The following is an 18,833-nucleotide window of genomic DNA, read 5'->3' on the forward strand; positions in this document are numbered from 1 at the left end:
TACCACGTTCGACGTATGAGGATGATCAGCTCCGCCCGTGAATATACAGTGCGCCTCCTCTTATCGAAGAGCTCATTCAATGAATTGGATTAGACTTGTTCGCGTTAGGCGCGGCCATCCACCTATCAATCCAACTGATCGTCCTGACAATACTGTCCACGATGTTCGCCGGCTTCGCGAACCAATGCCCTTCATCGTAAACGACTAGCTGAGAGGGTACTCTGAAGTGCTCATATTGCGCATACAACTGTTCCCCAACGGTGGCCGCCAAACTTTGCGCGCCAAATAGCAGAAGCGTCGGAGTGCGAACGTTTTGAGGATGAAACCCGGGGGACTCATCGATCAAGCGCTTGAACTCGGCCGCCGAGGCTGGATCCTCAAAGCCATAAAGATCCCTGGAGAGAATCTGCCCAACGCTACCCGATGGATAGTAAGGAGCGTAAAGATAGTTCGATAGGTCTGCCAAATGCCCCTCGTGAACGATCGCCGCCTTGAACATCGTTGATTGTGTAAGTGCGTACTCTGTTAGATAACCGCCATACGAGGTACCAGCTACAGCAAGCCGGTTTGGATCGGCAATTCCCTTACGAACAATCATATTGATGCCGTCAAGGGCGTCATTTAGCGGGAGTCGCGCATAGCTATGGTCGGCACGGATACCCGCCTCCAATCGATCACCATAACCGTCTCGTCCCCGAGTGTTAGGAATGAGAACGGCATACCCCGCAGCGGCCATTGCAAGTGTCATGGTCGAGCCCTCAAATCTCATAAAGCCCCGCTCTACCATACTTGGACCACCCTCGAGCCAAAGCACTGTGGCCAGATTAGCATTTGACGGCGCATTCACGGGCTCGACCAACAGCCCGTGAATTACAAACTCACCATCACGGCTCTTCCAGCTGATCTCTTGGCTGCGAACCTTCGCCGCAAGGTCCGTCAAATCTCGTCCAACAAACGTAAGCCGTCGAGCTATTCCCTGTGGGACGCTGTCGTGATCCAAATCCGTGACATACACATCGGACGGCTGCGCAAAGTAACTGCGCGCGAAGGCCATGACGCGACCGTTTGAACTAAATGACCTTGTCAAGTCGTCTGAAAGAGGACCGCTTTCATCAATCGGCGAAGGCAATACCACTGTCGACTTTGAGAAAACGTCAATTCGAGACAACCGAGTCGTCATATCACTTCTACTTGACCAAATGATCGATCGGGAATCGGCGGACCAGCGGACAGCGCTACCGCGCGGCGCGTCGTGCAGATAGAAGACTGTCTGCTTGCGCACGTCGTAGATCGCTGGCCGTTTCTCAATGAACCAATCGGGCTTCCCCTCTTCGGAGGAGAAGGCAATCATACTCCCGTCGGGCGACCAAATCGGTTCGCTATTGATTCCCGCTAGCTCAGCAAATGGCTTTAATGTTTTGCTGCGAGTGTCCAGAATCGCAAGCGAGACACTATCACCCTGGCGCCTTGGATCGCGGTTTAGACACACGACCAGACTACGGCTGTCGGGTGACCAATCCATGCCAGCCGTGACATCATTTAGATAGGGCGCAACTGGTTGGGGACCAGTCTTTTCTGCTGGCAACAGATGAGTGATGGCGTTCGTACGGACATCGTAAATTTCGAGCGTGTACCGGTCAGCCCTCCGGAGATCCCACTCTTCCCCTGTCAATCCTCCACTCCAGCTGGATTGGTCAACGTTGTTTCTTGTGATGAACGCTATTCGACGCGAGTCTGGCGACCATTTGAATGTAAACGGCTGCCGCGCCGTTGAGTTTTCAAGTTTGCCCGTAATCGTACGCCGTCTAAACTCGATCAGCTTTCCGTTTGAGAAACGAAATAGAACTAAATTCGAACCTAGTTGCGCTGCCAGCAGCGCGCCGTCGGGACTCCAACGAGGCTGAGCAATACCATTGGGCAAGGACACCGCCTCTGAGCCGCCACGAACACTCTTAAGAAAAAGTGCCGTTCGAATATCATTCTTGGAGAGGTCAGGCTCCTGCACACTGTAGATCACCCATTGCCCATTAGGAGACAGTTGAACCTCGCCAACCCCGCCATTCAAGTAGCCTGAGCCGGCGATCCGCGTGCCGGCAATCAAGCGTGCAATATTTGCAATTTCGTCGGTACGAGAAGGCGAGGCCATTGAACAATGGGAAACCAGCACGAAACAGAGAGCTAGACCTGTTGCGCCAAAGCGTCGAACCGCGCTGAAAAGTACTTTCGCACACTCGGGCTTGCACAGAAGTGGAATACGCATGGCACGCCTCCCCAACAATCACGGCAGTTACGATTTACCGATGCCTCGGCACGCGAAATCAGACTGCCGCTGGCCGGCAGTCTGATCCAATCCTCAGAATTTTTTCGACAACGTGAACGAAAATGCTCGGCCTAACGGATCAGCATTGATCGGATCGAAGTTCTGTCCAGTGCCGTTGCCATAGACATACGGAGGGCTCTCATTGAATAAATTGATGACATCAAGACTAAGTCTCACTCCAGAGGACAGCGAGTGCGCATCGTCCGCCGCGAGATTGTAGGAAATGCCAGCATCGAAGGTTACGTACTCGGATACCGCGCATCCTTGGATGCCCGCGCAGCTAGTGTCAGATGGATTATGATAACCCCCCACATAATTTATCCTTCCATGGGCGGCCCATTCGTCTAGATCCCATCCAAAGTCCATCTTTGCCCTTAGGCGAACGGGACGATATGGCGTATCCAAACTCGTATATGGCGTGGCCTGCGGCGTAATTCGGGTTTCATAACTGAGGAAATATGAAATCGCACCACTAGCGTAGAAATGACCGGTGTCGACATTTAGATCATACCTCACCGCAGCATCGAGGCCTTTTGGGTGGGACGTTGCAGCGTTTTGAAAACCCAGCTGCGCAATCGCGGTCAGTTCAGATGGGGTCCATGGGCCGGTTGTGTAGTTATAGACTTGGCGTCCAGGAGCATTAAGCGCCGCATTAATTTGCGCTTGCGTGGGATGAAGATTCACCAGAGGCCCCAGTTGGGCCGCATCCTCAATCACATTGTATAAGAAACCCTCTTGGTCAATCAGTACAATCTTGTCCTTATATGAAATGTCGAAATACGACAGATCGAGCTTAAGCCCCGGCACGTCCTCTGGCTTGTAAGTCGTACCGAATTCAAATGAATTGGCCCGCTCGGGACGAAGGTAAGGGCCCGCGGTATCGAGGCCAAGCGTTAAGCTCTCACCAGTCGGCGAATTCGGATTTGGGGTTGGTAGAATGTAGGCATAGTTACGTGCGTTGGGATTCAACAAGTAAAGCGGAGGCGCACGAAAGGACGATCCATAACTTCCATGGAGCGATAAACCGTCATTGACCTCGAGGACCGCAGAGTATTTGGGATTGAACGTTCCGCCAAAATCGCTGTAGTGGTCGTACCTTCCTGCAACGTCGATGTTGAAAGACTTTAGGCCGAGAATAGTCGATCCGTTTCCGAGTATGGGGAGAAACAGCTCGCCGTAAGCAGACTGTGTCTCGCGCGCATAACTTGTTATGACACTAAGAGCCGCGAGATTGCTTGCCCCGGTTAGAACACCGCCGACAGCTAGCTTGACGTCACCACTCGCAAGCGCAAACAGGTCTCCATCAGCGCGGAATTCACCGGACCATTGCTCGTTCCTAAAGACGTCATGATAAAGGATACCTCCGAATAAATCCGAATCGTTATCTCGTCCGCGCGCGAACTGCCCCGAAAGAGAGATATGCCAGTCGGCCGGCAGAGCGTAGTCGAGTGATGCGTCCGCCACGAGGTTCGATCCGCTGTCGCCGTACCGGTAGCTGTAGGCCGCGTAGGCCTGGTTCGTGAATATGTGTTTGTCCGAGAAGACCACATCTGCTGAAAGAGTCAGATCCGAGGTTATTGATTGTCGAACCGCGCCGAAGATTGACGATGAATCGCTACTTGGAAGCAGGTTTTCTGGAGCCACCGCGGTCGCCGTAAAGGATCGGCTGGTCGCGTATAGAGGATTGTCCTTCTCGTGATCGTAGTTGAGAACTAAGTCGCCGCTACCCCAATCATATCCACCGAGCAGATAGCCGCCAAAATTCGGAGCCTTCCCATCGGCAACAGACGTTATCCTCGCTCCGGCTTCAAAACCGTCGTAGTCTGTGCGCGTGATTATATTGACGACACCCGCGACGGCGTCGGCGCCATAGGTGGCGGACGCCCCATCAGGAAGGATTTCCGCGCGGTCGATGGCACTTACAGGGATGCCGGAAATATCGGTCGTGAATCCGTACGATGAACCAGGCAAAGGATGGCCGTTCAGAAGGACCAGTGTCGCGCCCTGGCCTAGGCCCCGAAGATTGACGCCCGACGCAAATCCGGCGTTATAGGATGCACCCTCCCCAAAGCCTGATGTGGGATTCGAAGCGGGCGTGACGCCAATTTTTGACGCCATCGGCAGTGCATTTAGCGCGTCGTCCAGGCGCGTGTATCCCTGTGTCTGCAGGTCCTGGTTTGTAAGCGTGATAAGCGGGCTAAGCGGCTCGACGTTACGAAGATGCGTTCCCGTCACTGTCACTGTTTCTACAGCGGTATTGGGATTACCCGCCCCTTCATTTGAGGCGGCTCCGGAGTTTTTTGAGCGGACCATCATTACGCCGGCCGAATTTGTCTCGACTTGCAGATCGGTTCCAGCGAGCAAGACTGCGAGGGCCTGCGCTGCTGTGTAACGGCCATGTAGACCTTTCGTCGCCCGGCCGTTGGTCGCGTCCTCCGAGAAAACGATCTGCTGCGAAGAGGCTCGTGAGAAATCGGTGAGTGCCTGGCCCAACGACTCGGCGGGAATATCGAACTGGTATGTCTGATCGGCAGCTTGTGCAGAGCCGCCCAATCCCAGCATAGCCAATCCCACCAGCGCGGACGAAAGCAACAACGCGCTACGGCGCGAGCCAATCAACATGCGAGCCCCCTCAGCATGGGAGCCCATCCGGAATGGCGTGGCTGCTCCCGCCAAGATAAACGCAACGCCGAAACACTTCCGCAGCGAACGAGTCAAAAAAATGTAAAACTGTTCGTCCGCCGCCTCTCACGATCGCTTCTGCAACGTGATGGTGTCGTTTGCGTCGGTTGTCGCCTGGACAGGAAAATAACCCGTAATCGCGCTGACAAACGATCCGACATCGCCGGCATTGAAAACACCACTGATCCGGATCGACGCTGCCGCAGGATCAACAGCGATGGGATGATCTGTGTATCGGTTCACCCGCTCCACCGCCTCCCCTAGCGTCTCGCCACGAAATACCAGGTGCCCGGCTTCCCACGCTGTCGCGTCGGTCAAGTCCGCGGTTGACACCGCCGGTTTGATATCCGGTGCGGCGACGAGTTGCTGACCGGCAACAAGTGATACCGTTCGAACCGGGACCGGCGGCGCGGCGAGCGCCGGCGCCGCCGTATCCTTTATAAGCACGTGACCCTGAATGAGCGTCACGAGCACGGTCGATCCCAAGCGCTCGACATTGAACGACGTTCCCACCGCCACAACCGTCTTCGTCCCCGCCGTAACAGTGAAGGGACGCGTTACGTCGTGCGCAACGTCGAAGCGCGCCCTGCCCTTGTTCAGGACGATTGTTCGCGCCGCTTTGGAGTATCGGACATCAACCTCGCTGTCGGAATCGAGGGAGATGCGCGAGCCATCGGGCAGTGCCACCAAACGGCGTTCGCCAATCTCTGTCGCATAGGAGTCCGGCTGCTGGCTGTAAACGTATAAGGCGCCGCCGCCCAACAGTGCGATCACCATCAGCGCGGCAGCAACACGCGTGACAGCGCGTGCAGTCAGCCAGCGTTTGAATCCCGCATTGCGCAAATGCGTAAGCGCGGAACGGCGCATGTCCAGAATGTTCGGCGTGGCGCCGAAGTCGTCGAGTGCCGTCATCGTACTTTCGACCGCCTTGAAAGCCCGGCAGTTTGTCGGATCGGCGACCCATTCCAGAAACTCCGCCGATATCTCGACCGCCGGATCCTCCTGAAGCCGCTTCCACCAAGCGGCTGCTATCTCCAGCCTCTCCTGGTCCTGCGAAGGCAAATTTCCGAAGATGCTCATGATCGGAATGCCCGAGCGGACAGATGTGCCACCGCGCGCAGCACGTGTTTTTCGACGGCGCTGATGGAAATGCCATGCAGATTGGCGATATCGCGATGATGGACATTCTCCATGCGCGACAGCAAGAAGATTTCGCGGGTGCGTTCGCTCAGCTCTGCCAACGCGTCCTCGATATCCCTAAGCGCTTCCTTGCCCGCTAAAACGCGCTCTGGCGTGCGATCCTCAACAAGAATTGTGGGCGTCGCGACACTATCTGACTGATCTGATAGCGTGCGATGCGCGTTCATGTGCCGCGAGGTCCGGTGGCGATGCCAATCGTTCAGCGCACTTGCCGCGATCTTGAAGACGTAGGCTTCGATGGTCTCGCCGCCGTTCTGGTCGGGACGGCGCGTGAGGCGGACGAAGACTTCCTGCGTCAGATCCTCGGCATCGCCCCTGTCGCGAACTCGCCGCAGAAAATATGCCGTTAGGGGCGCACGAAAGCGCCGATCAAGCCCCGGCCAAGCCTGATCCTTCTGCTTGTCGCTGTCGTGTTGTCGATCCGACATGGTGGCGAATATCCCTGTCTAATACCAACGGCCTTAGTTTCTGACTCGTGAGGATTCAACGCGGCCGCTGTCTGTGATTCGCTTTGCGAGGTGATTCGCGAAGGGGATCGGCGATGGCGATCAAGATTTTGCGTTCGGAACACAGTGCTTCGGATTTGCGGCGGGAGGCGGCCAAGACGCGGCACGCCGATCAGGCTCGCCGGTTGCTGGCGCTGGCACTGGTGCTGGAAGGCACGTCTCGCACGGACGCGGCAACGGCGTGCGGCATGGATCGCCAGACGCTGCGCGACTGGGTGCATCGCTATAATGCGTCAGGCATCGATGGTCTTGTCGACCGCAAGGCTCCAGGCCCAACGCCCCGGCTGACGGAGCAGCAGGAGGCTGAACTTGTCCAGATTGTGGAGCAAGGTCCCGATCTTGCGAACGACGGTATGGTGCGCTGGCGCCGCGTCGATCTTCGCGACGTGATCGCCGCGCGCTTTGGCGTTGCGCTTCACGAGCGCACCGTGGGCAAGGTGCTGGATCGTCTCAACTTCAGCCATATGTCGGTTCGCCCGCGCCATCCCAAAGCAGACGCCGATGCCCAAGAGGCGTTCAAAAAAACTTCGCGCAGCTTGTCGATCGCGCCTTGCCGGATGCCGCCAAAACCAAGCCGGTCGAGATCTGGTTCCAGGATGAAGCCCGGATCGGCCAGAAGGGAAGCTTGACCAGAATGTGGGCGCGGCGCGGGACACGCCCCACCGCGCCGCGCGATCAGCGCTACAAGTGGGCCTACCTCTTCGGCGCGGTCTGTCCCGAGCGCGCCTGTGCCGCCGGTCTGGTTCTTCCTTGCGCCAATACCAGGGCGATGACGGCGCACCTCAAGGAGATCAGCCGGGCCGTCAGGCCAGGCGCCCATGCTGTCCTGGTCATGGACGGCGCTGGCTATCACGAGAAAGCCATCACCCACCTGCCGTCCAACATCTCGCTGCTGACGTTGCCGGCATACGCCCCCGAACTCAACCCGGTCGAGAATGTCTGGCAGTTCCTGCGCCAGAACCATCTCGCAAACCGCGTCTTCAAAGACTACGACGCCATCCTCGATGCTTGTTGCGACGCTTGGCGAAGCTTCCTCAGAAACCCAGACAATATCGCCTCGATAACCCAAAGATCATGGGCCAAATGTGTCAACCACTGAGGCCGTTGGTATAATCATAGACAAAGGTCCACCGACACTGAAACAAACATTTCAAGTGAGGATTGCTGCGCGCATTGCGTTTATATCCGGTGTGGGGCTGTTTGACCTATCGAGTATCGTCCCGCCGCCGGCTCCAGACGAGCCGCGCCTCCCTGCCCTCGTCCGCGGCAAATAGGGCTGCTGTGATGGCCTCTGGCCAGGAGGGATCGTCCAATCGGACGCTGAGATAGTCCTTGGGATTATCACCCCCGGACCGTCGTTGCCAGGCCGCACCAATCTCTGACTTCCCGGCAAACACACGAAATGCCGGCGCCTGCTCATTCTCCCGGTTGTCATTGGGGACCAGGCGAACCTTGGTCTCGATGGTGAGCGTATGAATCGTCCCGCTCCAGCCGCCATCCTTGCTGGGTGTGAACGTGCCGATCTGTGCCATGCCGGCTCCTTTCAGGTTTTCGAGGTCTCATCGCCGCTGTTGCGGCGTGCTGATCGTGATGGCGGTGAGGCACCGTCCTCCTTCATCGCCTTGGAAAAGTTTCGGTCGCTTTCGAGGAAGCCCTGCAACATGTAGGGGATGAGTTCAGCGATGGTCTCGTCCTCGCCATAGCTCTCGCGATAGAGATCCGCATAGGCGCGCAGCGCGTTGTTTAGCGCCGGCTGCACCGTGATGGTGATCTTCACCGGATTGCGATCGGGTAGTCTTTGCAGCTTAAGTTCGGCAGCCATGGTCTTTATCCCGCGTAGGGCCGTGGAAACACTATATCTTTCGTGACGATGACCCGGAGCGGCCAGCCCGGCCGCACGGTGATCGTCGGCTGGATGTTCAAGTTCTTCTCGGTGAGCTGCTGTCCGGCCTGGTTGACGCTATCCTGTGTCGATTGCCGGATCGCCGTAACAAGATCGCTCTGACCGCTCAAGGTGAGTTGCGTGCTGACACCCAAGAGTGTCGAGAGCGCCACGCCCTTGAGCAACGCCCAAGTATGATAATCTACATCGTCTTCCAGGCCCGCGTAGCCGGAGGTGTCGCTGGCGGGCACGTTGTCGATCTGCACCGACGAGCCGTCGGGCATGATGATGCGCTGCCAGACGACCAGCGCACGGCGCTGCCCGAATGCGACCACGGAATCGTAGGAGCCGACCAGGCGCGCACCTTGCGGACGGAATAGAACTTGCGGGTTGCGGCGCTGCGCGGCAGGCCAAGCGCGACATTGGAAGATTGCCAAGGCCGCACCCAAGGCACACAACCCTGTTCCAGTTCGCGGACGATGCGGTCGGTGACTTCTTCATAGAGGGAAGTCTTAGCGCCAGCGTCAGGACGGCTCGCGCCGCTGGCTGGCTGCTGGTGGGTCTGGCTCATAAGGTGCCTCCTGCTCGGACCTCGCGCCCGCAATTCCCCGGAAGCGGGGTGGGCGGCGTCTTCGACCGGAGAGGCCCGCCGTCAGAGGGGTGGCGCATCCGAAGGAGCGGAGCGCATGTGTGGACGGCCCCGGTTTGGCAAGGAGATTTTGGGCTGTGACGGGAGCGGTGGATGCGGTCATGTGTACGGCCTTTTGGTGCGGTACGCGGACCGCTGGCCCTGATGAAATCCGCGGACGCGCCATTCCATCAGCGAAGCGGGCTCGAAGGCTCCTTGCGCTTTGCGAATTGAGCGGTCCCCGGCTCGACCGGTTCGTCGTCATGGCTCAAGCATTTCCCTGCCTTCCCGGAGCGGTTTGCGCCCCGGGAATTGCGTGTGCCCTATGCGGTGAGGGGCCTGCGGTAGGTTCCGCCTTTGACCAGGATCGCCCAGACGATACGGGCCATTTTGTTGGCGAGGGCGACGGCGGCGACGAGTGCCGGCCTGCGGCCGAGCAGCGAGAGCAGCCAGGGCGAGGCCTTTTCGGGATCGGTCCGTGCGCGCCGGATCATGGCAAAGGCACCCATCACGAAGAGGGTCCTCAAGGTCCGGTCGCCGGCCTTGGTGATGCGGCCGAGCCTGGTCTTTCCGCCGGAGGAGTCCTGTTTGGGCGTCAACCCGACCCAGGCGGCGAAATCGCGGCCCGAGGCGAAGCGCGAGACATCGCCTGCCAACGCCGTGACCGTGCTGGCGGTGATCGGTCCGACGCCCGGGATCGTGCGCAAGCGTTTGCAGGCTTCGTTCGTCTCGGTGTCGGCGGCGATCTTGCGGTCGAGGCCGACGAGGCGCGCCTCGACGGCTCGGATGGCAGCGGCCATCATGGCGTAGACATCGCGCGCAAGCTCCGGAATGCGGGCGTCGCCGGCCTGGGCGATCTTGAGGATCTCGTTGGCGCCGCGTTGCCCTTGCGCGGACACGATGCCGAACTCGGCCAGACCGGCTCGAAGGGCATTGAGCATGGCGGTACGCTGGCCCACCAGCTGGGTGCGGACCCGATGGACCAATGCCAAAGCCTGGGCCTGCGGCGTCTTGATCGGCACGAACCGCATGGTCGGCCGCGTCACCGCCTCGCAGATCGCCTCGGCATCGGCGGCGTCGTTCTTCTGCCGCTTCACATAAGGCTTCACATAGTGCGCCGGCATCAGCCGCACCTCGTGGCCCAGCGCCGTGAGCTGCCGTGCCCAATGGTGGGCCGTGCCGCACGCTTCGATCCCTATCAGGCAGGGCGGGAGCCGCTCGAAGAACGCGAGAACCCGGCTGCGCGCCAGGCGCTGACGAACGACCACGGCGCCGGCGCCATCAACGCCGTGTACCTGAAACACCGACTTCGCAATATCCAATCCGATCGTGCTAACTTGCATGGGGCGGCTCCTTCCCGTGTGGGTCCTGAAACGGCCACACCTTGGCACATCGATGTCGTAAGGAGGGGCCGTCCACCCCATCAGCGGAGCACCCGTAGCGCAGCGCAGGGTTGCGCCACCCCGCGGTGGGCCTAGCAGGGAGCGCCGCCCGCCCCGCGGAGGGGAATTGCACTTGAACAAAGCCGGCGCGCGGCAGCGCGGCGTCCGTAGCAATTGCGCCAGGGGGCGACGCGCGAAGCGCCGAGACGGCGACTTTGCCGGCTCGGTTCACGAGCACCCGGCCGCGCGGCGTTAGCCGCGCGGGGCGTCCGAATCCCGCTTGGCCATCACGGGCACCTACACATGGCTGGAACGCAGAGTACGTCAGGCACCCAGCCGGGCGGATGTAACACCCCGGCACTTTCGGCTCCTATAGTCTGAGGGCCGCGTGCCTTCGTCCGACGCCAATAGCGGTGTCACAAACCTTGGAGACGAAAATGGAAGCCAACGACAGCGAAAATCTGAATGTAAACGACGCGACCGACGGTCCCGATGATGTCGGAGAAAAATTCAGCCCCAATTGGGCTGGTGATGCTCCGCGCGGGGGCCGTGCGGTTCTGACGCGCATCTTGAAGGAGTCGGCCACCGTCCCTCTCTTCTTCGCGCAAACCCTCGTCCAATCCCTGCGCGATGTTGGCTACAACACGACGACTTCGGCGTTGTGCGAACACGTCGACAACGCAATCGAAGCCGGCGCGACCGAGATTCGCATCTTTTTCCGGCAGTTCGGCCGCAAGGGCGCCTACGAGACCGACACCCTCGTCTATGACAACGGCAAAGGCATGCCGGCGAATGTGCTGAAGGTTGCGACGTCCTTTGGCGGTTCAATGAGTTACGGCAACCGCAAGGGCATTGGCCGGTTTGGCATGGGCATGAAAACCGCGGCCCTCAGCATGAGTCCCGTGATCGAACTCTACTCGTGGCAGGAGCTGCGAGCGTTTTACAACATGACGCTCGATACGAACGAGATCGGCCGGGACAAGAGCAATCTCGTCAGTTTGCCGGAACCAACCTTCAACTCCGCCCTTCCAGCACCGGTAGCCGAGATGTTCTCGCGCGCAATGGGTTTTCCGAAGGATGCTTCGGAGCAACATTTGGTCGCGCCCGCCGAGACCGACGTCTATGAGCGGTTGGGACCCCATGGCACGATCGTTTTCATGCCCGATTGCGACCGTCTCACCTACGCGACCGATCGCAAGCTGGTAGAAGACTGCGTGAAGGAAATGGCGCGCGTCTATCGCCGGCAGATTTCCAAGGGCCTGCGCCTCTACATCAATAACCGCCTTACGCAAGCGGTTGATCCCACATATTCCATGCCGTCCGCGCGCCATACCGCAGTGGAAGGCCTCGGTGCCAAGACAAGCCGGTTGATTGTGGCGCGCACGGTGCAAATCCCACTGAGCGACACCACCACAGAGACGGCGCCGATACACGTCAAGCTATACGCGCTGCCGATCGAGGATTGGTCGAAACTGTCCAGAAAGGTGCAAAGCAGCGCCCTTCATCTGTTCGATGGTCAGGTCGTGTCAATCCTGCGCAACGATCGCGAGGTTCACGCCGGTTATCTACAGGGCGTGGTGGCCAAACACGGCGAAACACACTGGCTGCGCATCGAGATCGACTTTTCAGGAGAACTGGATGAAGCCTTTGGTGTGGCCTCCAACAAACAGGGCGTCCGCCTCAAATCCTACGTTGCCGACCTGATCGCCGCCGCCATTGACGGCGATATCAAGACAGTCCGCCAGGAGATCAGGCGCGTGCAGGCGAAGAATGCAACGGAAAAGGCCGGCGCAAAGCAGAGCACAAGTGAGGCCCGCGCAACCGAGGCCGATGCCTTTCAGCCACAACGGTTTGACACGCCGCTGACGCCGGAAGAACAGCAACAGATGGAGGCCAACTTGCGCGGCTTGGCCGTCGGGCTCAAGCGCGACGGCGAGACCGATGAGGAAGCCTATCAGCGCGTGGTCTCATCGCGGTATCTCATCACCTTCCGCGATGATCCGTACTGGCCGTTCTATCATGTCGAACACAAGTTCGGTCGCGTGATCCTCACGATCAATACGGCGCATGCGTTCTTCACGCATCTCTACAAGCCGTTGATCGATCTGGAGATCAAGGAGGCCGTTGAAGGCGAGGCCCCGACGGATCAATCGGTTCCCCCAAGCAAAGGACCGATTTTGGCGCTGGAATTGCTGCTGCTCTCCATGGCGCGGGCACAGAGTATGATGTCACTCGACAATGCGGAGGTCGCGAACACCTTTGAGACGTTCCGGCGCAGCTGGTCGGACACCTACCGCATCCAGTTGACGGCCTAGTTCGTTCGGTGTGGCGGCGCTCCCAGACGCGCCGCCACACCTGTAGCGGTTCCGGCCTGTCCGCTCCTTAACAATGAGGGGCACCCCTCTGGCGCGACTGTTGTGGCTGCGCTATCTTACAACCGTTGCGTGGCAGACCCACCCAGGGTCCGGAACGCTTCATCTGACCAAAGCGCGTCTGATGAAGAACCCGGAACACCGAAGTGATGGCCCTCCATGCGGCGATCCCCAGACAACAGAGTCTGGATAAACCCTGGAGACACGAAAAATGACGGATTCCGTCTATCCCTGGCCTTATTATGCCGACCTGCAGCAGCGCAGCAGGAAGCTCTCCCGCATAAGCGATTATTGGTGGGGGATGGAAAGCGCCCTTGCCTATCTCCTCGCCGCCATCGCGGCCGGCACCGTGCCGGCGAATCCCGAAGATCTTGTCGTGACGCTGAACCGCACGATCGCGTCGGGGGCTCGCCTGCATCGCAGTCGCGCCGCCGCGTTGGCCGAGCTTGCCCCGTTGGCAGAGCCGGCGCCGTCTGGCGATGGAGCCGCCGAAGCAAGAGTCGAACTCGCGAGGATCGTGCGCCTGGTCAGTTCGCGGGATGAACAGCTCCTCGTCGACGTCGGTCTCGGCCATACGGACCGCGAGATTGCCGACCGTCGCGGTTCGACGTCCGGTGCGGTTCGCGTTCGCCTGTCGCGCTTGCGCCTCAGACTGGCTGCCTAGGCCTGCGGAGAGGACCGCGCCATCCTCCGGCTGTCGCCACCGGCGTCGCCCCCACGAGCCGACAGCGAGAAAATGGGGCATTGCTGGTTCCGTGAACCCGCCAAAGACTCGCAAGGCTGTCGAATTTTGAGCGGCTGCTGTGAGGATTTATCCGCGGGAAGCGTTTTGGTGGCATGGGTCGGCGGCTCCAAGCTGGTGTCCCTGTTCCGGTTCGCACAGCTGGAACCCCCTAACTTATCGCCGCCGCCAGTCTCCGTGCCGGCGGCGGCGATTTTCGTGCGGCGGCCTGAAGGCGCCGCGAACGGCAAAACCCGATGGCTCGACACCGGTCCGGATCAGAACAGGCCAAGGCCGCACGCCGGTCTGCGATCATGCGCACGCATGTGCTCGACAGTGTCGATTTGCGGATCCTGAGTGCGCTCCAGATCAAGGGCCGGGCGACCAATGTCGAGATTGCCGAGTACGCCGCCATCACGGCACCGCCGGCACTCCGGCGGACCAGGACGCTGGAAGAGCAACGTGTCATACACGGCTATTACGCGGTACTCGACGCCAAGAAACTAGGCTATGACACATGCGCCTTCATTCAGGTCCGGCTGGAATCCCAGGCCGCACCGCTCGTTCGCGAATTCGAAGCGCTGATGCGCGATGTGCCCAATGTGCGCGAGTGCCACGCGCTGTCGGGGCAGCGGGACTTCCTGCTCAAATGCGTGTTCCGCAACCTCGCCGATGCTCAGCATTTCGTCACGGAGACCTTGCTGAAAACCGGCAACGTCGCGTCGGTCGTCACCTCCTTCTGCATCCATGTGACCAAGAATGAGCCCGATGTGCCGCTGGCGCTGGTCGAGGCGCCGCCGCCGCCAAGCGCGGCACGCAAGCTCAAACTGCTGCCCCTGCCGCGCACCTGACGTCGGGCAAGCGCCCTAGGACAACAGCGTGCGATAGCCGCCAGCCACGAGCCAGTCGCCGCGCACGACCGCGCGGTGCATCTGGGCGCGCATGGCGCGGCGATTCTCTTTCCACTGATCGCGCATGCGGGTTTCGCCAAACAGGACGAGCGCCGTGTCCCGCAGCGGCACCCGGCTTTGCGCACCGTCCCGCGCCAGCAGGATGAACAGCAGGCGATGCGCACCGGCTTCGGGCCGGTGCATCCGCCGCGGCAACCGGCCGTGGGCAACCAGGTGGTCGAGCGCCAGCACGAGTTCGGCGCGACGCGTGACGCCGGCGCCGGCGGGTGCCGCCAGGGGACTGAGGCAGACACGATCTTCCAGCGACGCGCCGCTCAGGCTGATCTGAAGACGCCGGCCGCTGTCCAGAAAGAGCACATCCTGATGTGCCCCACCTGCGGGCACGACGTGCATGGCGCAGTGCAGGTCGTGGCGATCGAACGCTTTGGCATGGCCAGCAGGCCACGGCGGGGTGCCCGCCACGGCGATTGCAAACCGGGATACCCGAGGATTCCAAAGGACGGGAGCGATGTCAGCAGACAGCGAGGGATCGACGAAAAGAGCACAAGTCCCAAGCGCCCGCCGATGCGCCGGGCGCAGGATGGTTGCAGGTGGACCGATAGGCCATGTTGCGCCGTAGGAATTCCCATGCCCAGCCGTCGCGCGCGACCTGCGCGAGGAAGTGATAGGCCGACGGCGCGCGCGCCAGAAGCGCAGCGAAGGCACTGTGATAGGACGGCATACGGTAACTCCTTTTGACAAAGCGTCAGCACGCAGCACGCATGTCGGCGCGACATCGCTGGGATGCGCCGCTTCCAGTGAGGGGTTTCGCCAAAAGTGTTGGCGAAAATTCGACGACTTAAACGTAACCCATGCGTGCATCCTCATCCTCCAACGCGCATGGCTGGAAGAAAGAATTTGCACGCCCCATGGACGCCGCCATGCGCTAGTGCATGCAGCAACGACGAGACCGACGATGGCCAAGATCTGGGTGATCAGCGACACGCATTTCGGACACGCGAACGTGGTGCACAAATTCAAGCGTGCCGACGGCACGCCGCTGCGCGACTTCAAGAACGTGCACGAGCACGACGAAACGATGATCCGCAAATGGAACGAATGCGTGCGGCCGGAGGACCATGTCTACCACCTGGGCGATTTCGCGATGGCGCGCGTGCACCTCGCGACCGCGCACAGGTTGAACGGTCACAAGCGGCTGGTGCGCGGCAACCACGACATCTTCAAGACGCGCGACTACCTGGACGCGGGCTTCGAGGAAATCTATGGCGTGCGCGTATTCCGCCCACAAGACCAGCAAGGCAAGAGCGGCTTCATTCTCAGCCATGTCCCCCTGCATCCGGGCTCGGTGCAGCGCTGGGCGCGCAACGTCCACGGCCACACCCATGCCAATGTCGTGCTCGACGAGCATGGCCACCCCGACCCGCGCTATGTCTGCGTGAGCGTCGAGCACACCGGCTATGCACCCGTTCTTCTGAACACGCTCTGACGCGGTGGCGCTGCGATGCACGCCCGCGGGACATGGCTGGCGTTGCGCACTCAAGGCGTACGGACGTTGCTGGTTGAGCGGCCGACCACGCGAGCGCATCCATGAAGACCTCGCTGTCGGTTTGTTGGGGCGGCCGTGTCGCCGGCCGCCTCAGGCTCAGCGATCACGGCGACATGGCGTTTGCCTACGAGGCCAATTGGCTTGCGGATCCGCACGCAGGTCCGATCTCGCGCTCGCTGCCAAAACGCGACACGCCGTTTGGGCGCCGTGAAGCGCGGCCGTTTTTCGCCGGCCTGTTGCCGGAAGACCCTGCGCGCGACGCAATCGCGCGGGTGCTCGGGCTTTCGCCCGGCAACGACGTTGCTTTGTTGAATGCACTGGGTGGCGATGTCGCGGGCGCTTTGACGTTCTGGCCCGAGGGCGAAATCCCGCCGCCCTGCGATGGCGGGCCCGCCAACGAACCATTGAGCGATGATGCGCTCGTCGCGCTTCTCGACACCCTGCCGACTCATCCCTTTCTGGCAGGCTGCGGATTGCGCCTGGCGCTCGCCGGTGCACAGACAAAATTGCCGGTCGTTCTGGTGGGCGACCGGATCGCCCTCCCCCGGCCAAGCCAGCCGACCACGCACATCCTCAAGGCGCCGATCGACCGCTTTCCCGCAACCACCGAGAATGAAGCGTTCGTCATGCGCTTGGCGGCGGCCTGTGGTCTCGATGTGGCCGAAGCCCAGCCATGGAAGGTCAAGGGCCGTCCCTTTCTTCTTGTCACACGCTACGACCGCGGATGGCAGGAGCGTGGCGGCGTGGCCCGCCTGCACCAGGAAGATTTCTGCCAGGCACTTGGCATTCCACCGGAGCGCAAATACGCCGCCGACGGCGGACCGACCTTCAAGACCGGCTTCGCGCTGCTGCGCGACGCGGCGGACGACCCGACAAAAGAGACGCGAAAGCTTCTCGATGCGGCTGTGTTCAATCTGATTGTCGGCAACGCCGACGCGCATGGCAAGAATTTCGCCCTGCTCCCTGCATCCGGCGCCACGCGCCTCGCACCGCTGTACGACCTGTTATGCACGATCGCCTATCCGCAGCTGTCGGCAAAGCCCGCGATGAAGATGGCGGGTGCCGGCGCGCCCCAGGATTTCAACCCACAGACCTGGGAGAAGTTCGCACGCGACAGTGAAATGGACCCGTCGTTCCTGCGTCAACGGGTCCGCGAGCTTACCGACTTGGTGCGGCAGCACGCCTCCGAGACGGCCGACAGAATTGCCAGCGAGAATTTCGAGAGGGAGGCACTGGCCAACTTTGCGGGCGTCGTCACCGCGCGCGCCAAAAGCGTCGCGGCCTCAGCCTGACGCCGCTTCACGTCCTGATCTGTCCCTCGGCGTTCGCCGGAACGTGACGGATACTACAGACAGACGTGTCTGCGCCGATTTCACAGGCTGGCCCTCGGCATCAATATTCTTCTTCGGGCGGCGGATCGCCCAAGGGATCGTGGAGCTCATCGATATGGGGGAACAGCGCCTCGACGTGGAGATCCTGATCGATCCCATCCGCCTCGGCCGCAGCCTCAAGCTGCGACAGGCGTGCTCTGGCCCAATCGATCATCCGGGCTAAATCGTCGTATTTGCCGATGTCGGGGCGGCCGATGTCGACGAGCCAGGCGCGAAGACGGTTGGTCTCGCCATGCAGGTCCAGGAGTTCGCGCAGATAGTCGATGCGACGCCCTTCCCGCTCCTCGCGCTCTTCTGCCATCGCACGGCGGCGGTCCAGTTCGCGTTGCTGGCGCCGCCATTCCTCGCGCTCTTCGCGTTTCGCCTTGCGCGCCGCGAGCAGGGTGTCGATCCCCACGGCGATGTTCTCCAACAGGGATTCGACCGTCTGGGTCCGTCCGTCGCCCCACGACCGCCGGATGCCGTCGCTGTAGCCTTCGACCTGGAGGACGAACCCACCGGTGTAGATCCAGTCGAACTCCGGATAGCTCGGCCGATAGAGTTCGTCCCATGACGTGGAAGGCTGCCACGGTTGCTGAAGCTTGCGTTGTCGCTTTTTTTCCGCTGCCTCTTCGGCAGGCGTCGGAATGTGCTTTTCCCGCCGGGTCCGCTCCTTCAGCGTGAACACGGCGGAATCTTCGCCTCTCTCGACCTTCATGGCCTGCCCTGTCGGCTGTAGCGGCAGGTTCCTGCCGTCCAGCCGTCGCGCCAAGCCGTCGAGAAACGCCACCGCGCGCTCGACCTGGGCCGCGGCGATATCGACACCGCACAATCCTTCTCCGAATGCCGTGGCCACCTCGCCCGCATTGCCGGACGATTTCCGCAGCTTCTGTGCCGTGCGCGCGATCGCCGGGTGCACGTCGGCGACCGGTTCAACCGGCGGCCGGACGGCGGGCAGCCGCGGTCGGCGACCTTTCTTCCTGTGCTCGGCGCGCGCCTCTTCGATCACGAGCTTTGCCGCTTCCGGCAGCTGGGACAGCGCGCCCCGGATCACGATCCGGTTGAGTTGCGCGTTGTCGATGTCGACGAAGATCGCGCGCTTGGCCTTCTTGCCGGCGGCCAACTTCGCCCAGTAGCCGCGCACGGGTCTGGGTACGCGGTGACGTTCGCAGACCTTGGCCAGCCCTACGTCGGAAATGCCAAAGTCGGCCGCGACGTCCCGCATCGGCTTCGACCAGACGAGATCGTAGAGTTCACGGCGCGAGAGCAGCACCGGCTCCGGCATCGCCAAATTCCCCGTAGACAACCGCGTT

The 18,833-nt window shown here is 60.8% G+C and carries 16 protein-coding genes; 6 read left to right on the top strand and 10 right to left on the bottom strand.

The window, feature by feature from the left end; all coding sequences use genetic code 11:
• Window positions 1–76: 76 nt before the first annotated feature.
• The 4 genes from WDN01_07865 to WDN01_07880 all read right to left on the bottom strand — a co-directional run bounded on the left by WDN01_07865 (window position 77) and on the right by WDN01_07880 (window position 6,630).
• Entirely contained in the window at window positions 77–2,260 is a 2,184-nt protein-coding gene (locus tag WDN01_07865; protein ID MEJ0025928.1) for a prolyl oligopeptidase family serine peptidase, read from the bottom strand.
• 93 nt (window positions 2,261–2,353) lie between these two features.
• Window positions 2,354–4,942, bottom strand: coding sequence for a TonB-dependent receptor (locus WDN01_07870; protein MEJ0025929.1), 2,589 nt, complete (start codon window positions 4,940–4,942; stop codon window positions 2,354–2,356).
• Between the two features lie 126 nt (window positions 4,943–5,068).
• Window positions 5,069–6,082 carry a FecR domain-containing protein gene (locus tag WDN01_07875; protein MEJ0025930.1) on the bottom strand — a complete coding sequence of 338 codons (1,014 nt, stop codon included), beginning with the start codon at window positions 6,080–6,082 and terminating at the stop codon, window positions 5,069–5,071.
• On the bottom strand, window positions 6,079–6,630 hold the full coding sequence (locus tag WDN01_07880) for a sigma-70 family RNA polymerase sigma factor (GenBank protein MEJ0025931.1): 552 nt from the start codon (window positions 6,628–6,630) through the stop codon (window positions 6,079–6,081). Before WDN01_07880 ends, WDN01_07875 begins: the two co-directional genes overlap by 4 nt.
• Window positions 6,631–6,743: 113 nt before the next feature.
• Here WDN01_07880 and WDN01_07885 point away from each other — a divergent pair.
• Window positions 6,744–7,807 (top strand): IS630 family transposase gene (locus WDN01_07885; GenBank protein ID MEJ0025932.1). Its coding sequence is split into 2 segments (ribosomal slippage): window positions 6,744–7,224 and window positions 7,224–7,807, totalling 1,065 coding nucleotides; the frame shifts between segments, so codons are not numbered across the junction.
• Window positions 7,808–7,913: 106 nt separating this feature from the next.
• Here the strand turns inward: WDN01_07885 and WDN01_07890 are convergent.
• The 4 genes from WDN01_07890 to WDN01_07905 form a co-directional block, all read right to left on the bottom strand.
• Window positions 7,914–8,240, bottom strand: a complete 327-nt coding sequence (locus tag WDN01_07890) for a DUF736 domain-containing protein (GenBank protein MEJ0025933.1) — start codon at window positions 8,238–8,240, stop codon at window positions 7,914–7,916.
• 11 nt (window positions 8,241–8,251) lie between these two features.
• Window positions 8,252–8,530 (bottom strand): DUF2274 domain-containing protein, encoded by a 279-nt coding sequence (locus WDN01_07895; GenBank protein ID MEJ0025934.1) that lies wholly within the window; start codon window positions 8,528–8,530, stop codon window positions 8,252–8,254.
• 5 nt (window positions 8,531–8,535) lie between these two features.
• Complete coding sequence (locus WDN01_07900) at window positions 8,536–9,027, bottom strand: TrbI/VirB10 family protein (GenBank protein ID MEJ0025935.1); 492 nt, start codon at window positions 9,025–9,027, stop codon at window positions 8,536–8,538.
• 514 nt (window positions 9,028–9,541) lie between these two features.
• On the bottom strand, window positions 9,542–10,561 hold the full coding sequence (locus WDN01_07905; protein ID MEJ0025936.1) for an IS110 family transposase: 1,020 nt from the start codon (window positions 10,559–10,561) through the stop codon (window positions 9,542–9,544).
• Window positions 10,562–11,037: 476 nt separating this feature from the next.
• Between WDN01_07905 and WDN01_07910 the strand changes: the two genes are divergently transcribed.
• The 3 genes from WDN01_07910 (at window position 11,038) to WDN01_07920 (ending at window position 14,544) form a co-directional block, all read left to right on the top strand.
• Window positions 11,038–12,915 (top strand): ATP-binding protein, encoded by a 1,878-nt coding sequence (locus tag WDN01_07910; GenBank protein ID MEJ0025937.1) that lies wholly within the window; start codon window positions 11,038–11,040, stop codon window positions 12,913–12,915.
• Window positions 12,916–13,183: 268 nt separating this feature from the next.
• Entirely contained in the window at window positions 13,184–13,636 is a 453-nt protein-coding gene (locus WDN01_07915; protein ID MEJ0025938.1) for a hypothetical protein, read from the top strand.
• Between the two features lie 371 nt (window positions 13,637–14,007).
• Window positions 14,008–14,544, top strand: a complete 537-nt coding sequence (locus WDN01_07920) for an Lrp/AsnC family transcriptional regulator (GenBank protein ID MEJ0025939.1) — start codon at window positions 14,008–14,010, stop codon at window positions 14,542–14,544.
• A gap of 15 nt (window positions 14,545–14,559) precedes the next feature.
• On the opposite strand, the gene WDN01_07925 is transcribed toward WDN01_07920, so the two are convergent.
• Window positions 14,560–15,066 (bottom strand): DUF2285 domain-containing protein, encoded by a 507-nt coding sequence (locus WDN01_07925; protein ID MEJ0025940.1) that lies wholly within the window; start codon window positions 15,064–15,066, stop codon window positions 14,560–14,562.
• Between the two features lie 493 nt (window positions 15,067–15,559).
• Between WDN01_07925 and WDN01_07930 the strand changes: the two genes are divergently transcribed.
• Together WDN01_07930 and WDN01_07935 are read left to right on the top strand one after the other, a co-directional pair.
• Window positions 15,560–16,090 carry a hypothetical protein gene (locus tag WDN01_07930; GenBank protein ID MEJ0025941.1) on the top strand — a complete coding sequence of 177 codons (531 nt, stop codon included), beginning with the start codon at window positions 15,560–15,562 and terminating at the stop codon, window positions 16,088–16,090.
• A gap of 101 nt (window positions 16,091–16,191) precedes the next feature.
• Window positions 16,192–17,442, top strand: coding sequence for a type II toxin-antitoxin system HipA family toxin (locus tag WDN01_07935; GenBank protein MEJ0025942.1), 1,251 nt, complete (start codon window positions 16,192–16,194; stop codon window positions 17,440–17,442).
• A 100-nt stretch (window positions 17,443–17,542) separates the two neighbouring features.
• On the opposite strand, the gene WDN01_07940 is transcribed toward WDN01_07935, so the two are convergent.
• Window positions 17,543–18,805 carry a hypothetical protein gene (locus tag WDN01_07940; GenBank protein MEJ0025943.1) on the bottom strand — a complete coding sequence of 421 codons (1,263 nt, stop codon included), beginning with the start codon at window positions 18,803–18,805 and terminating at the stop codon, window positions 17,543–17,545.
• Between the last annotated feature and the right edge of the window lie 28 nt (window positions 18,806–18,833).

The organism is Rhizomicrobium sp. (genome assembly GCA_037200985.1).
In the GTDB taxonomy this organism is placed as follows: Bacteria; Pseudomonadota; Alphaproteobacteria; order Micropepsales; family Micropepsaceae; genus Rhizomicrobium.